10 protein-coding genes are annotated in these 15,012 nt (G+C 67.1%); 1 reads left to right on the top strand and 9 read right to left on the bottom strand.

Annotated features, from left to right (window positions below):
- Positions 1 to 3 precede the first annotated feature (3 nt).
- From AC5Y4T_RS12280 to AC5Y4T_RS12300, 5 genes are all read right to left on the bottom strand, one after another.
- The gene (locus tag AC5Y4T_RS12280; RefSeq protein ID WP_499918186.1) at positions 4 to 759 is read right to left on the bottom strand and encodes a deoxyribonuclease IV; all 756 of its coding nucleotides are present in this window, start codon (positions 757 to 759) and stop codon (positions 4 to 6) included.
- 155 nt (positions 760 to 914) lie between these two features.
- Positions 915 to 4,865, bottom strand: coding sequence for a DNA-directed RNA polymerase subunit beta' (locus AC5Y4T_RS12285; RefSeq protein WP_499918185.1), 3,951 nt, complete (start codon positions 4,863 to 4,865; stop codon positions 915 to 917).
- A gap of 44 nt (positions 4,866 to 4,909) precedes the next feature.
- Positions 4,910 to 8,431 carry a DNA-directed RNA polymerase subunit beta gene (gene rpoB, locus AC5Y4T_RS12290; RefSeq protein ID WP_499918184.1) on the bottom strand — a complete coding sequence of 1,174 codons (3,522 nt, stop codon included), beginning with the start codon at positions 8,429 to 8,431 and terminating at the stop codon, positions 4,910 to 4,912.
- A 392-nt stretch (positions 8,432 to 8,823) separates the two neighbouring features.
- On the bottom strand, positions 8,824 to 9,834 hold the full coding sequence (locus tag AC5Y4T_RS12295) for an ABC transporter ATP-binding protein (RefSeq protein WP_065121948.1): 1,011 nt from the start codon (positions 9,832 to 9,834) through the stop codon (positions 8,824 to 8,826).
- Positions 9,835 to 10,004: 170 nt separating this feature from the next.
- Positions 10,005 to 11,522 (bottom strand): carotenoid oxygenase family protein, encoded by a 1,518-nt coding sequence (locus AC5Y4T_RS12300; protein ID WP_499953253.1) that lies wholly within the window; start codon positions 11,520 to 11,522, stop codon positions 10,005 to 10,007.
- Positions 11,523 to 11,592: 70 nt separating this feature from the next.
- Here AC5Y4T_RS12300 and AC5Y4T_RS12305 point away from each other — a divergent pair, with 70 nt between their 5' ends.
- Positions 11,593 to 12,264 carry a TetR/AcrR family transcriptional regulator gene (locus AC5Y4T_RS12305; protein ID WP_499918182.1) on the top strand — a complete coding sequence of 224 codons (672 nt, stop codon included), beginning with the start codon at positions 11,593 to 11,595 and terminating at the stop codon, positions 12,262 to 12,264.
- 50 nt (positions 12,265 to 12,314) lie between these two features.
- Here the strand turns inward: AC5Y4T_RS12305 and rplL are convergent, their stop codons facing one another.
- From rplL to AC5Y4T_RS12325, 4 genes are all read right to left on the bottom strand, one after another.
- A complete protein-coding gene (gene rplL, locus AC5Y4T_RS12310; protein WP_007767831.1) occupies positions 12,315 to 12,710 on the bottom strand; it encodes a 50S ribosomal protein L7/L12 in 396 nt (131 codons plus the stop codon).
- A 44-nt stretch (positions 12,711 to 12,754) separates the two neighbouring features.
- Complete coding sequence (rplJ, locus tag AC5Y4T_RS12315) at positions 12,755 to 13,378, bottom strand: 50S ribosomal protein L10 (RefSeq protein WP_499918181.1); 624 nt, start codon at positions 13,376 to 13,378, stop codon at positions 12,755 to 12,757.
- Positions 13,379 to 13,621: 243 nt separating this feature from the next.
- Entirely contained in the window at positions 13,622 to 14,062 is a 441-nt protein-coding gene (locus AC5Y4T_RS12320; protein WP_499918180.1) for an anthrone oxygenase family protein, read from the bottom strand.
- 32 nt (positions 14,063 to 14,094) lie between these two features.
- The gene (locus tag AC5Y4T_RS12325) at positions 14,095 to 15,009 is read right to left on the bottom strand and encodes an ROK family protein (protein WP_499953255.1); all 915 of its coding nucleotides are present in this window, start codon (positions 15,007 to 15,009) and stop codon (positions 14,095 to 14,097) included.
- Between the last annotated feature and the right edge of the window lie 3 nt (positions 15,010 to 15,012).

Below are 15,012 nucleotides of genomic sequence, written 5' to 3' on the forward strand. Positions count from 1 at the left end.
GGGTCAGTCCTTGACGTTCTCCCGCAGGAAGGCGATGTCGTCCTTGCGGCCCTCGTCCGCGGTCTCGCAGATCACCGGCGCGCCGGCGGCCTCGACCACGGCGACGAGCAGCGCCGGGTCGATCTGGCCGGTGCCGAAGTTGGCGTGCCGGTCGGCGCCGGAACCCGCCGCGTCCCTCGAGTCGTTGCAGTGCACCAGATCGATGCGTCCGGTCAGGGCCTTGATCCTGTCGACCGCATCGATCAGTGCCTCGCCGGCGGCCCAGGCGTGACACGTATCCAGGCAGAAGCCAATTCCCTTGTCGCCGATGTGATCCCACAGCTTGCCGATGGTGTCGAAGTAACGGGCCATTGCGTGGTCGCCGCCGGCGGTGTTCTCCAGATACACCTGCACGTCCGTTTCCAGATAGTCCAGCGCTTTGACCCAGCGCTCGAAGCCGGCCTCCATGTCGTCGTCGTCGGCGTGGCCGCCATGCACGATGACCGCCGTCGCGTCGATGGCCGCGGCCGCGTCGCAGGTGTCCTGCAAGATCTTGCGCGACGGGATGCGGATGCGGTTGTTGGCCGAGGCCACGTTGATCAGGTACGGCGCATGGACGTACAGCGGAATGGCCGACGCCTTCAGCGCCTCGGCGTCGTCGCGCGGCTTGGGTTTCTTCCAGCTCTGCGGGTTGCCGAGGAAGAACTGCACGACGTCGGCGCCGTCGGTTTGCGCGGCGGCCAACGGGTCGTCGTTGCGGACGTGTGAACCGATGAGCACGTCGGCCAGTGTAGTGAGGGGCTGTGACGCACCTAGCTCGACCGCGAATGTGAACTTAGTTGCACGTTCGGCGGCGAGCGTGAACTTAGTTGCACGTTCGGCGAGGGAACACAACGAAAAAGCCCCGGGCGAACCCGGGGCTTTTTCGTTGTCGACTAGCGGTAGTCGCTGTAGCCGTAGTCGTCCAGCGGCACCGCGGCGCCGGTGGCCTGGCCGAAGTCCGGGCTGTAGTACTGATCCTCGTAGGACGGGATCGTGTACGCGGCGGCCCGGGCCTCCTCGGTCGGCTGCACCTGGATGTTGCGGTACCGGTTGATGCCGGTACCGGCCGGGATCAGCTTTCCGATGATCACGTTCTCCTTCAGACCGTTGAGCTTGTCGCTGCGGCAGTTGATCGCCGCATCGGTCAGCACTCTCGTGGTCTCCTGGAACGACGCCGCACTCAGCCACGAGTCGGTGGCCAGCGACGCCTTCGTGATACCCATCAGGACCGGACGTCCGGCGGCGGGTTCGCCGCCCTCGGCCACCACCCGGCGGTTCTCCGCCTCGAACTCGGCACGGTCGATCAGCGAACCGGGCAGGAACTCCGTCGAGCCCGAGTCGATGATGGTGACGCGGCGCAGCATCTGGCGAACGATCACCTCGATGTGCTTGTCGTGGATCGACACACCCTGGGCGCGGTAGACCTCCTGGACCTCGCGGACCAGGTGGATCTGCACCTCGCGGGGGCCCTGCACGCGCAACACCTCGTGCGGGTCGGCCGAACCCTCCATCAGCTGCTGGCCCACCTCGACGTGGTCGCCGTCGGACAGCACCCGCTCGGACCCGTCTTCGTGCTTGAACACCCGCAGCCGCTGCCGCTTGGAGAGCTTGTCGTACACGACCTCTTCGCTGCCGTCGTCGGGAACGATGGTGATCTTGTAGAACCGCTCACCGTCCTCGAGGCGCACCCGACCGGTGACGTCGGCGATCGGCGCCTTGCCGCGCGGGATGCGGGCCTCGAACAGCTCCTGCACCCGGGGCAGACCGCCGGTGATGTCCTCACCGACCCCACCCTGGTGGAAGGTACGCATGGTCAGCTGGGTACCGGGCTCACCGATGGACTGCGCCGCGACGATACCGACGGCCTCGCCGATGTCGACCAGCTTCCCGGTGGCCATGGACCGCCCGTAACAGGTCGCGCACACGCCGGTGCCGGTGGTGCAGGTCAGCACCGAGCGCACCTTGATCTGCGTGATGCCCGCGGCCAGCAGGGCCTCGATCGACGGGTCGCCGAGGTCCTCGCCACGCGCGACGACGACATTGCCGGCCTCGTCGACCGCGTCGGCGCCCAAAGTCCGCGCGTACGCCGAGGTTTCGATGTACGGGTCGCGGATCAGGGTGCCGTCCGGCTGACGCTCGGCCAGCTCGACGATGATGCCCCGCTCGGTCTCGCAGTCGTGCTCGCGGACGATGACGTCCTGGCTGACGTCCACCAGACGACGGGTCAGGTAACCCGAGTCGGCGGTGCGCAACGCGGTGTCCGCCAGGCCCTTTCGGGCGCCGTGCGTGTTGATGAAGTACTCCAGCACGGTCAGGCCCTCACGGAACGACGACTTGACCGGACGCGGGATGAACTCACCCTTCGGGTTGGTCACCAGACCCTTCATGCCGGCCAGCGTTCGCGTCTGGGTGAAGTTACCCGTGGCGCCCGAGTCCACGATCGTGATGATCGGGTTGTCGGCCGGGTAGTGCTCACGCAGCGCCTGACCGACCTCGTCGGTGGCTTCCTTCCAGATCTCCACCAGCGCCTCGTTGCGCTCGTCGTGGTTCAAAGCACCACGCTGGAACTGCTTTTCGACCTTCTCGGCCCGGTCCTCGTACTGGTCGAGGATCTCCTTCTTGCGCGGCGGGACGAGCACGTCGGCCATCGAGACCGTGACACCGCTGCGGGTCGCCCAGTAGAAACCGGCGTCCTTGAGCTTGTCCACGGTCTGCGCGACGACGATCATCGGGTAGCGCTCGGCCAGATCGTTGATGATCGACGCCTGCACCTTCTTGTGCATCTGCTTGTTCACGAACGGGTAGCCCACCGGCAGCAGCTCGTTGAAAAGCACACGGCCCAAAGTGGTCTCGGCCATCCAGGCGTCGCCCGGCTGCCAGCCGTTGGCGCCGAACAGCTCGGCCTCGATCTCCGCGGGCGGACGCAACTGGGTCAGCCGCACCTTGATCTTGGCCCGCACCGACAGCACGCCACGGTCGGACGCCATGATCGCCTCGGCCGGCGAGGAGTACACCCCGACCTCGGGCTCGTCCTTGGCGGCCGCCTTGAATTCGCCCTTGTCGCCCTCGACCTCGGTGGTCAGGAAGTACAGACCGGTCACCATGTCCAGACGCGGCATGGCCAGCGGACGGCCCGATGCGGGCGACAGGATGTTGTTAGAAGACAGCATCAGGATGCGGGCCTCGGCCTGCGCCTCGGCGGACAGCGGCAGGTGCACCGCCATCTGGTCGCCGTCGAAGTCGGCGTTGAACGCCTCACACACCAGCGGGTGCAGCTGAATCGCCTTGCCCTCCACCAGCATCGGCTCGAAGGCCTGGATGCCCAAGCGGTGCAGGGTGGGTGCGCGGTTCAGCAGCACCGGGTGCTCGGCGATGACCTCTTCGAGCACGTCCCACACCTGCGGACGCTGACGCTCCACCATGCGCTTGGCGCTCTTGATGTTCTGCGCGTGGTTGAGGTCGACCAGCCGCTTCATCACGAACGGCTTGAACAGCTCCAGCGCCATCAGCTTGGGCAGACCGCACTGGTGCAACTTGAGCTGCGGGCCGACCACGATGACCGAACGGCCCGAGTAGTCGACGCGCTTACCGAGCAGGTTCTGGCGGAACCGGCCCTGCTTACCCTTGAGCAGATCCGACAGCGACTTCAGCGGGCGGTTACCCGGCCCGGTGACCGGGCGGCCGCGACGGCCGTTGTCGAACAGCGCGTCCACCGACTCCTGCAGCATCCGCTTCTCGTTGTTGACGATGATCTCGGGCGCGCCGAGGTCGATCAGCCTCTTGAGGCGGTTGTTGCGGTTGATCACGCGGCGGTACAGGTCGTTCAGGTCCGACGTGGCGAACCGGCCACCGTCGAGCTGCACCATCGGGCGCAGCTCCGGGGGGATCACCGGAACCGCGTCGAGCACCATGCCCATCGGGGAGTTGCCCGACTGCTGGAACGCGGCGACGACCTTCAGGCGCTTGAGGGCGCGAAGCTTCTTCTGCCCCTTGCCGTTCCGGATGACGTCCCGCAGGATCTCGGCCTCGGCGTCGATGTCGAAGTTCTCGATCAGCTTCTGGATCGACTCCGCGCCCATGGCGCCGGTGAAGTACTCACCGAAGCGGTCGATCAGCTCGCGGTAGAGGTTCTCGTCGACGATCAGCTGCTTGGGGGCGAGCTTGGTGAAGGTCGTCCAGATCTCCTCGAGCCGGTCCAGCTCACGCTGGGCCCGGTCGCGCAGCTGACGCATCTCGCGCTCGCCGCCATCGCGAACCTTGCGGCGCGCGTCGGCCTTGGCGCCCTCGGCTTCCAGCTCGGCCAGGTCGGCCTCGAGCTTTTGGGCGCGGGCCTCCAGGTCGGCGTCGCGCTGGTCCTCAATGGCCTTGCGCTCCACCATCATTTCGGCCTCGAGCGTCGAGAGCTCGTTGTGGCGCATCTCGTCGTCGACCGACGTGATGACGTAGGCGGCGAAGTAGATGATCTTCTCGAGATCCTTCGGCGCCAGGTCGAGCAGGTAGCCCAGCCGGCTCGGCACGCCCTTGAAGTACCAGATGTGCGTGACGGGCGCCGCCAGCTCGATGTGGCCCATCCGCTCGCGACGCACCTTGGCGCGGGTCACCTCGACGCCGCAGCGCTCACAGATGATGCCCTTGAACCGGACCCGCTTGTACTTGCCGCAGTAGCACTCCCAGTCGCGAGTCGGTCCGAAGATCTTCTCGCAGAACAGGCCGTCCTTCTCCGGCTTCAGCGTGCGGTAGTTGATCGTCTCCGGCTTCTTGACCTCGCCGTAAGACCATTGCCTGATGTCCTCCGCGGTGGCCAGACCGATACGGAGTTCATCGAAGAAGTTGACGTCGAGCACGTAACTCCCTTTCCCCTTGCGGGTTTAGTAACTGAAAAACGTTGTTAGGCGAGATCCTCGACGGACGCGGATTCGTTGCGGGACAAGTTGATTCCCAGGTTCGCCGCCGCCCGCTCCAGGTCCTCGTCCTCGCCTTCGCGCAGCTCGATCGCCGCACCGTCGCTGGAGAGCACCTCGACATTGAGGCACAGCGACTGCAGCTCCTTGAGCAACACCTTGAAGGACTCGGGAATGCCGGGCTCCGGGATGTTCTCGCCCTTGACGATCGCCTCGTAGACCTTGACCCGACCGACGGTGTCGTCGGACTTGATGGTCAACAGCTCCTGCAGCGTGTACGCCGCGCCGTAGGCCTGCATGGCCCAGCACTCCATCTCACCGAAGCGCTGGCCACCGAACTGCGCCTTACCACCCAGCGGCTGCTGGGTGATCATCGAGTACGGGCCGGTGGAGCGGGCGTGGATCTTGTCGTCCACCAGGTGGTGCAGCTTCATGATGTACATGTAGCCGACGGTCACCGGGTACGGGAACGGCTCACCGCTGCGGCCGTCGAACAGCACCGCCTTGCCGTCGCCGTTGACCATGACCTCACCGTCGCGGTTGGGCAGCGTGCAGGACAGCATGCCGGCCAGCTCCTCCTCCTTGGCGCCGTCGAACACCGGCGTCGAGACGATCTGGTTCGGCTGCGCGTGCAGCAGCTGTTCGGGCAGGTTGACCGCCCAGTCGGGCGAACCGTCGATGTTCCAGCCGGACTTGGCCACCCACCCGAGGTGGGTTTCCAGGATCTGGCCGATGTTCATCCGTCGCGGCACACCGTGGGTGTTCAGGATGATGTCCACCGGGGTGCCGTCCGGCAGGAACGGCATGTCCTCCTGCGGCAGGATCTTGCCGATGACGCCCTTGTTGCCGTGGCGTCCGGCGAGCTTGTCGCCGTCGGAGATCTTGCGCTTCTGGGCCACGTAGACGCGCACCAGCTCGTTGACGCCGGCCGGCAGCTCGTCGTCGTCCTCGCGGGAGAACACCCGGATGCCGATGACCTTGCCGGACTCGCCGTGCGGCACCTTCAGGGAGGTGTCGCGAACCTCGCGGGCCTTCTCACCGAAGATCGCGCGCAGCAGCCGCTCCTCCGGGGTCAGCTCGGTTTCACCCTTCGGGGTGACCTTGCCGACCAGGATGTCGCCGTCGCGGACCTCGGCACCGATGCGCACGATGCCGCGCTCGTCCAGGTCGGCCAGCACCTCGTCGGAGACGTTCGGGATGTCCCGGGTGATCTCCTCGGCGCCCAGCTTGGTGTCGCGGGCGTCGATCTCGTGCTCCTCGATGTGGATCGAGGTGAGCACGTCCTCCTCAACCAGCCGGTTGGAGAGGATGATCGCGTCCTCGTAGTTGTGGCCCTCCCACGGCATGATCGCCACGAGCAGGTTCTTGCCCAGCGCCATCTCACCGTTCTCGGTGCAGGGACCGTCGGCGATGACCTGGCCGGCCTCGACCCGCTCCCCCGCGTCGACGATCGGCGACTGGTTGGCGCAGGTGCCGTGGTTGGACCGCTCGAACTTGCGCATCCGGTAGGTGTGCCGGGTGCCGTCGTCGGCCATCACGGTGATGTAGTCGGCGGAGACCTCCTCGATGACGCCGGCCTTGTCGGCCACCACCACGTCGCCGGCGTCGATCGCCGCGCGCAGCTCCATGCCGGTACCGACCAGCGGCGCCTCGCTGCGCACCAGCGGAACGGCCTGGCGCTGCATGTTGGCACCCATCAGGGCGCGGTTGGCGTCGTCGTGCTCGAGGAACGGGATCATGGCCGTGGCCACCGACACCATCTGGCGCGGCGAGACGTCCATGTAGTCCACCTCGGACGAGGGCACGTACTCGACCTCGCCCGCCTTCCGGCGGACCAGCACGCGTGCCTCTTCGAACCGGCCCTTGGCGTCGATCGGCGAGTTGGCCTGCGCCACCACGTGGCGGTCCTCCTCGTCGGCGGTCAGGTAGTGGATCTCGTCGGAGACCACACCGTCGACCACCTTGCGGTAGGGCGTCTCGATGAACCCGAACGGGTTGACCCGCGCGTACACCGACAGCGAGCCGATCAGGCCGATGTTCGGCCCTTCCGGGGTCTCGATCGGGCACATGCGGCCGTAGTGCGACGGGTGGACGTCACGTACCTCCAGGCCGGCACGCTCACGGGACAGACCACCGGGGCCCAGCGCCGAGAGACGACGCTTGTGGGTCAGCCCGGACAGCGGGTTGTTCTGGTCCATGAACTGCGACAGCTGGCTGGTGCCGAAGAACTCCTTGATCGCGGCGACGACCGGCCGAATGTTGATCAGGGTCTGCGGCGTGATGGCCTCGACGTCCTGCGTGGTCATCCGCTCCCGGACCACGCGCTCCATGCGCGACATGCCGACCCGGATCTGGTTCTGGATCAGCTCACCCACGGTGCGCAGCCGGCGGTTGCCGAAGTGGTCGATGTCGTCGGTCTCCACCGGCACCTCGGTGCCGCCGGGGACGGTCATGACAGCGGGCTGGCCATCCGTACGGGCGTGGTGCAGCCGGACCAGGTATTCGATGGTGGCGACGACGTCTTCCTCGGTGAGCGTCGACGACGTGATCGGCTCGCCCGTGTGCAGGCCGAGCTTCTTGTTGACCTTGTAGCGGCCGACGCGGGCCAGGTCGTAACGCTTCTCCTTGAAGAACAGGTTCTCCAGCAGGGTCTGCGCGGACTCCTTGGTCGGCGGCTCGCCCGGACGCAGCTTGCGGTAGATGTCCAGCAGCGCCTCGTCGGTGCCGGCGGTGTTGTCCTTCTCCAGCGTCGACATCATGATCTCGGAGAAGCCGAACCGCTCCGTGATCTGCTCGTTCGTCCAGCCCAGCGCCTTGAGCAAGACGGTGACGGGCTGGCGGCGCTTGCGGTCGATGCGGACGCCGACGGTGTCGCGCTTGTCGACGTCGAACTCCAGCCAGGCGCCGCGGCTCGGGATCACCTTGACGCTGTGCAACAGCTTCTCGGTCGACTTGTCGATGGACTCGTCGAAATACACACCGGGCGAGCGGACCAGCTGGCTGACCACCACGCGCTCGGTGCCGTTGATGATGAAGGTGCCCTTCTCGGTCATCATCGGGAAGTCACCCATGAACACCGTCTGGCTCTTGATCTCGCCGGTGTTGTTGTTGATGAACTCGGCCGTGACGAACAGCGGGGCCGCGTACGTCATGTCCTTGTCTTTGCACTCGTCGACCGGCGCCTTGACCTCGTCGAAACGCGGGTCGGAGAACGACAGCGACATCGAGCCGGAGAAGTCCTCGATCGGCGAGAGCTCGTAGAGCACCTCTTCCAGGCCACCCACCGGAGTGACGTCCCCGCGTGCGGCGGCCGCCTCGCGCCACCGCGGCGCGCCGATCAACCACTCGAAGGAGTCGATCTGCACGTCAAGCAGGCCCGGAACCTCGAGCGGTTCACGGAGCTTGGCGAAGGAAACTCGGTTGGGCGCTCCGGGCACGGAGCCGTTTGAGGAACTTCCGTTAGAGGAACTTTGTGGGCGATCCGTCTTGCTCTGGCGGAAATCTGCCAAGATGCATCCTTCCAGCACCTCGTGCGACTCACGAAGACCGGGACCACCGGCCAGCTCGCCGCGAATTGTGTCGGTTCGGCCGGCGGACGATCTGTCCGGATCTCACGCGCAACTAGAACTAAGCCGCTTACGGGGCTCAGGCTTAGACCACGGTGTCAGGTGGCGGGTGAGGTGGGCAGGAGGTAGCCAGCGCAACGTCCAACAATAGCGCAGGACGGCGCATTCCTCAACTGCCCAGCATTAGCAGTCCAGGGACATCGGCGCTGGCTGGCATCTCGACTCTCCACTGGATACATGCTGCCCAACAGACTGGCCCGTTTACGGCCCGTCGTCAAGAGGGCGGGCCGGGAGTGTTACGCGGAGTTAGCGCGAAACCCGGTGCCACCCTGGCCCTAGTCGCCGAACTCGTGCGACCGGAACTTGTGGGTCCCTTCGAGGTCGTCGAGGATGGCGGCCTGCGCGTTCTTCGGCAGGGTGTGCAGAATCTCGCGCACCCGGGCCTGGCGGCGGGCGACGGCCTTGCGCTCGGGCATGCCGGGCGTGGCGGTGATCTGCGGGGGCACCCCCTCGATCTCCTCGACACCGCCGGCGTGGTGACCCGCGTCGAGCAGGGCCTGCTCTTCGGCCATGGTCGCCTCGTCCTTCTCCTCGGACATGCCGATCGGGCCGATCCGGCGGCCGTTGAGGAACTGCCGCACGACGGGCTCGTCGCTGGTCAGCAGCACCTCGCGCGGGCCGAACATGACCAGCTTGCGGCGGAACAGCATGCCCATGTTGTCGGGCACCGTGCGGGCGATGTTGATGTTGTGGGTAACGATCAGCACCGTGGCGTCGATCTGGGCGTTGATGTCGAGGATCAGCTGGCTCAGGTAGGCGGTACGGACCGGGTCCAGACCGGAGTCGGGCTCGTCGCACAGGATGATCTGCGGGTCCATCACCAGGGCGCGGGCCAGGCTGGCGCGCTTGCGCATACCGCCGGAGATCTCCCCGGGGAACTTCTTCTCGTCGCCACCGAGACCGACCAGGGTCAGCTTCTCCATGACGATGTCACGGATCTCGCCTTCCTTCTTCTTGGTGTGCTCGCGCAGGGGGAACGCCGCGTTGTCGAACAGGTTCATCGAACCGAACAGCGCGCCGTCCTGGAACATGACGCCGAACAGCGTGCGGATCTCGTAGAGCTCCTTGGCCGAACACTGCAGGATGTCGGTGCCGTCGATGACGACCGAGCCGCGCTCGGGCCGCAACAAACCGATCAGGGACTTCAGGAAAACCGATTTGCCGGTACCCGATGGTCCCAGTAGGACGCTGACCTCCCCGGCGGGGATTTCCAGCGTCACGTCTTCCCAAATCCTCGAGGAGCCGAAGGACTTCGTCAGTCCATTCACCTCGATAGCGACGCCCATGGGGAATCCTTCCGTCGACAGTCGTGCCCGCCACCTGCCCTTTTATGTGGCATGAGTCACTGTAGCGCACGCCTGCCACACGGCATCAGGGATGCGCACGACAGCCGGAAAAATTGGCCGTCCTGAGACCACCCGGAAGCCCGCGCGGCAGCACTTATTTGACGCACGTGTTAGCCAGCGGGCGCCCAGTTGCCGTGAAAGCCCATCGGCACCCGCTGCGGCAGGTGGACGGTGGCCACGTGCTCGAGCGTCTGCGCGTCCAGCAAGACCAGCTGGCCTTCGTCGCGGTCGCGGTGATAGCCGAAGCCCATCAGGATGCCGTCATCCTCGGCGCGGGCCCCGGGGTTGGGCACAAAGGACATCTCGCCGAGTAAAAGGCCGGCATCGAGGGCCGCAACCGCGCTGGATCCCGTGGCGTAGTCGTGTTTGTAGAGCGCGGTGGACATCTCGGATGCCCCGTTCGCCAGGTAGCCGCCGTCGGTGCCGATGGTGTAGCCGAATCGGTGCCGCCCGCCCAGCAGGCCCTCGTTGATGCGCGGGAACTCCTGTGGACGATCGTCGCGACGTTCGCTGCTGACCGCGCCGGTCGCAAGGTTGATCGTCCAGCGGTCCAGCGTCGGCCGGCTGTCGCCGGGGCCGCGCAGGTCGTGGTCGAACATCCGCGAGTAGCGGACCACATCGAGCACCAAAACCTCTGCGCCACCGCGTATCTCGGAGTAGGCGTTGAGCGGGTGATAGACATAACAGGGTTCGATGTCGAACCAGCGGATGGCATCCTTGCCCGCGTTGCTCCCACGGCCCTCGCGCGGCATGACCCCGATGCGCGCCGGGTAGTCAGGATTCCAGCGGTACGGCATCCGACTGATCGGTTCGCGATTGCGGTTGATCATCGTGGTCACCGGACCGGGGACCCGGACGCGTCCGATCAGCGACTGCATCACGAGCCGGGCCGGCAAACTCAACCACCGCGGCACGTTCGCCGGCATCACCTGCACGGGATCGAACGTCACCGGCAGGTCGTAGATCACCACGTATTTGTCGGTCAGCGAGAAGTCGTGCATCATCGGCGACCCTGACACCTCGATGTCGACGGTGCGACGGGCCCGGCCGGCGGTATCGATCACGGAGTACTGCACGGTCCGCCCGCGGGTGAACGCGTAGGACACCGCGTGCAATTCGCCGGTACGGGGGTCGCGGTGCGGATGGGCGGTATAGCCCCCGAACAGGGTGCCGTCGAAATCGCACGCCCCCTCGGTGTCCAGTTCCTCGGTCAGCCGGTAATTCGCCCCGCCGCCCTCGACGAGCGCGAGCGTTTGGCCGGCATGGCTCAGCACGTTGGTGTTCGGGCCCACGGACAGCATCCCGGCGCGCGAGTCCAGCCCCGGGGGTGCCGGCTCGTTCAATGCCGCGCACACGTGCGCGGTGCGCACCCAGCGGTTGCGGTACCAACGGGCCTGCCCGTCGCGCAATCCCACGCCGTGCACCATGCCGTCGCCGCTGAACCAGTGGTAGACGGCCGGGTTCACCTCCGCGACGGGGTTCGGCCCGTTGCGCAGGTAGCGACCGTCGAGGTGTTCGGGGATGCGGCCGGTGACCCGCAGATCGTGCGCGGTGACTTCCGCGCTCACCGGCGCCAGGAAGTCCTCGAGGTACGGGTTGCCGGGCTTGGCGGTCGTCGTGGTCGCCATGCTGAACTCCTATAACATTGTTATTTCGGCGTTATTGGCACGCTACGCCGCCGATGAGAAGATGGCAAGGATGACTTCAGACGTTCAGCGCAGCGTTCGGGCGGAGATGCTGCACGCCGCGGTCGGCCTGCTCGACGAACACGGGCCGGACGCCCTGCAGACGCGCAAGGTCGCCGGCGCCGCGGGCACCTCCACGATGGCGGTGTACACCCACTTTGGCGGCATGCGCGGGCTGATCGCCGAGGTGGCCGAGGAGGGGCTGCGGCAGTTCGACGCGGCGCTGACGGTACCGCAGACCGCCGACCCGGTTACCGATCTCTTCGTCGTGGGTGCGGCCTACCGCCGCTACGCCATCAGGCGCCCGCACATGTATCGGCTGATGTTCGGCAGCACCAGCGCACACGGCATCAATGCGCCCGCCCACAACGTCCTGACGCTGACGGTCGCCGAGATCGAGCGGCGCTACCCCAGCTTCGCCCACGTGGTGCGCGGGGTGCACCGATGCATGCTGGCCGGCCGGATCACGGTGGGTGCCGCCGACGACGATGCGTCCGTCGTGGCCACCGCGGCCCAGTTCTGGGCGTTGATCCACGGGTTCGTCATGCTGGAGCTGGCCGGCTACTACGGCGACGACGACTCGGCGGTGGTACCGGTGCTTACCGCGATGACTACGAATCTGCTTGCCGCCCTTGGGGATTCACCCGAGCGGGTGGCGCAGTCGCTACAGTCGGCCAGGCGCTGAACGCACGAAACCCCCGGGATGGCGATCCCGGGGGTTTGCGCGCAGTAGACCTACTTGACGGTGACGGTGGCGCCGGCGGCCTCGAGCTTGGTCTTGGCCTCGTCGGCGGCCTCCTTGGCCACCTTCTCCAGCAGCGGCTTGGGCGCGCCGTCGACCAGGTCCTTGGCCTCCTTGAGGCCCAGGCCGGAGACGATCTCGCGGACCACCTTGATGACGCCGATCTTCTTGTCGCCGGCGGCCTCGAGGATCACGTCGAACTCCGACTGCTCCTCGGCGGCCTCGGCGGGCGCACCACCGGCGGCGCCACCACCGGCGGCGGCAACGGCGACCGGGGCGGCCGCGGTGACCTCGAAGGTCTCCTCGAACTTCTTCACGAAGTCGGAGAGCTCCAGCAGGGTCATTTCCTTGAAAGCGTCGAGCAGGTCGTCGGTAGACATCTTTGCCATGGGTACGGGTCCTTCCTTGTTTTTCCCAGGTTCCGGGGTGGTTGTTATTCGGCTTCGGCCGGGGTTTCCGGCGCCTCGGCGGCTGCGTCCGGTGCGGGTTCCGGGGTGGTGGCCTCCGCGGCGGCCGCGGGCTCCGCGGGAGCTGCCGGCCCCTCTGCGGCCTTCTTCTCTTGCAGGGCGGCCGCAAGGCGGGCGACCTGCGACGCCGGAGCGTTGAACAGCCCGGCCGCCTTGGCCAGGTTGCCCTTCATCGCGCCCGCCAGCTTGGCCAACAGCACCTCGCGAGACTCGAGGTCGGCGATGCGCTCGACTTCGGCGACCGTCAGAGCCCGGCCGTCCATGTAGCCGCCCTTGATGACCAGCGCCTTGTGCTCCTTGGCGAAGGTCTTGATGGCCTTGGCGGCGTCGACCGGTTCCCCTTTGACGAATGCGATAGCCGTCGGGCCGGCGAAGAGCTCGTCGAGCCCCTCGACCCCGGCCTCCGAAGCCGCACGCTTGACCAGCGTGTTCTTGGCCACCGAGTAGGTGGCCGCCCCGCCCAGTGAGCGCCGCAGCTCGGCCAGGTTGGCGACGGTCAGACCGCGGTACTCCGTGATCAGAGTCGCGGTCGCTTCCTTGAACTGCTCGGCAATGTCTGCAACGGCGGTGGCCTTGTCAGCCCTGGCCATGCCTACCTCCTGAAAGTCAATGCGACGTGTCGTCCCGATTCCCCCGAAGAACGACGAACGCCCCGGCGCAGAAGCGGCCGGGGCGTGGATAGGCGCCGGCGCGAGCCGGCGCTGATGCCTCGTCCTCCTGCGTGGGCCGCCGGGATGCTCCCGGACCTTCAACCGATTGCTCGGTGACCGACGGTCTTCGGTGGATCGGCTAACACAATAGCGTTGCCAGCGCGATCAGCCAAAACGGCGGCCTCAGGTGACGGCGAGGGCCAGCAGGACGAACACGGCCAGCAGCAGGATCACCCGGACGCGGTGCCGCCGATCCCAGCGGGCGGCGAGCTCGCGGGACAACTCGCCGGTGCTCGGCCATTTCGCGATGCGGTTGTTGATCGGCACCAGCATGGTCAGCGTCAGGAGGATCACCGCGGCCATCAGGCCGGCGGCGACGCCGCACAGCCAGTCGCGCTGCTCGCCGCGTTCCTGGATGGCGAGCGAGCCCACCAGCAGCAGGACGATCGCGTACCAGAACGGCATCGTCGTGCCCAGCGCTCGGGCGGCGCCGCCGCGGGCCGCGCGGAAGCCGTCGTCGGGCAACCGGGCGATGAGCGGGTGGAAGAAGACCGCGACGCCCAGCTCCACGCCGACCAAGAGTCCCGTGACCACGACCGCGAGCGCGTCGATGCTGTTGTTCATGGCTACGACCCTGGCACGAAACCCGCGCCGGGTCAGCTGCCGCCCGCGAGCCGGGCCGCGCCGATCAGCCCGGCATCAGCGCCCAGCTCGCCCGGCACCACCCGCAACCCGGACAAGAAGTCCAGGCCGGCGTATTCGTCGAGTTTCGCCCGCAGCGGGTCGAAAAGCAGCGGCCCGGATTTGGCGACCCCTCCCCCGATCACCACGAGATCCAGATCGCACACCGCGCCGACCGAGGCGATCATCGCGGCCAGCGCGTTGGCCCCCCGGTGGAATGCCTGCTGGGCCAACGGATCTCCGGCCGCCGCCGCAACGGCCAGGTCACCGGCGCCGGCGCCGGCCGGCGCGGACCAGCCGTTCTCTCGCGCCCGGCGCACCAGCCACGGCCCGGACGCCACGGTCTCCACGCAACCGTGACCGCCGCAGGTGCAGGGCCGCCCGTCCAGTTCGACCACCACATGCCCGACGTGGCCGGCGTTGCCGGTGCGCCCCGAATAGGGGACACCGTCGAGCACCAGACCGCCGCCCACCCCCGTCGAAACCACCATGCCCAACAGGAATCGGGCGTCCGCGCCTTTCCCCGCTCCAATCCAGTGCTCCGCCAAGGCCATACAGACGCCGTCTCCGGCCAGTACCACCGGCAGTCCGGGCACCGCCGCGGCGACCTTGTCGCGCAACGGGAAACGATCCCAGCTGTCGATGTTGATCGGGCTGACCGCCCCGCTGCGCACATCGATGGGCCCGGCCGACGCGATCCCGACGGCGCCAACCGGAGCGTCCGCAACCTGCAGCGCGTCGGCGATCATCGCTTCGACGACGGCCCAGACGTCGCCGGCGGCGGGCGTGATCGGCGTGGGGCGGACGGCGGTGTGCACCAGCTTTCCAGCCGAATCTGCCAGTGCGACAGCGATTTTGGTGCCGCCGATGTCCAGGCAGAGGGTGAGCATGGC

It is taken from the genome of Mycobacterium sp. NGS11, assembly GCF_059813315.1.

Excerpts from the sequence above, each read along its gene's own strand:
- rplJ (WP_499918181.1), bottom strand. The coding sequence starts at position 13,378 with ATGGCCAGGGCTGACAAGGCCACCGCCGTTGCAGACATTGCCGAGCAG.
- AC5Y4T_RS12300 (WP_499953253.1), bottom strand. The coding sequence starts at position 11,522 with ATGGCGACCACGACGACCGCCAAGCCCGGCAACCCGTACCTCGAGGAC.
- AC5Y4T_RS12325 (WP_499953255.1), bottom strand. The coding sequence starts at position 15,009 with ATGCTCACCCTCTGCCTGGACATCGGCGGCACCAAAATCGCTGTCGCA.
- AC5Y4T_RS12295 (WP_065121948.1), bottom strand. The coding sequence starts at position 9,834 with ATGGGCGTCGCTATCGAGGTGAATGGACTGACGAAGTCCTTCGGCTCC.
- rplL (WP_007767831.1), bottom strand. The coding sequence starts at position 12,710 with ATGGCAAAGATGTCTACCGACGACCTGCTCGACGCTTTCAAGGAAATG.
- AC5Y4T_RS12320 (WP_499918180.1), bottom strand. The coding sequence starts at position 14,062 with ATGAACAACAGCATCGACGCGCTCGCGGTCGTGGTCACGGGACTCTTG.
- AC5Y4T_RS12305 (WP_499918182.1), top strand. The coding sequence starts at position 11,593 with ATGACTTCAGACGTTCAGCGCAGCGTTCGGGCGGAGATGCTGCACGCC.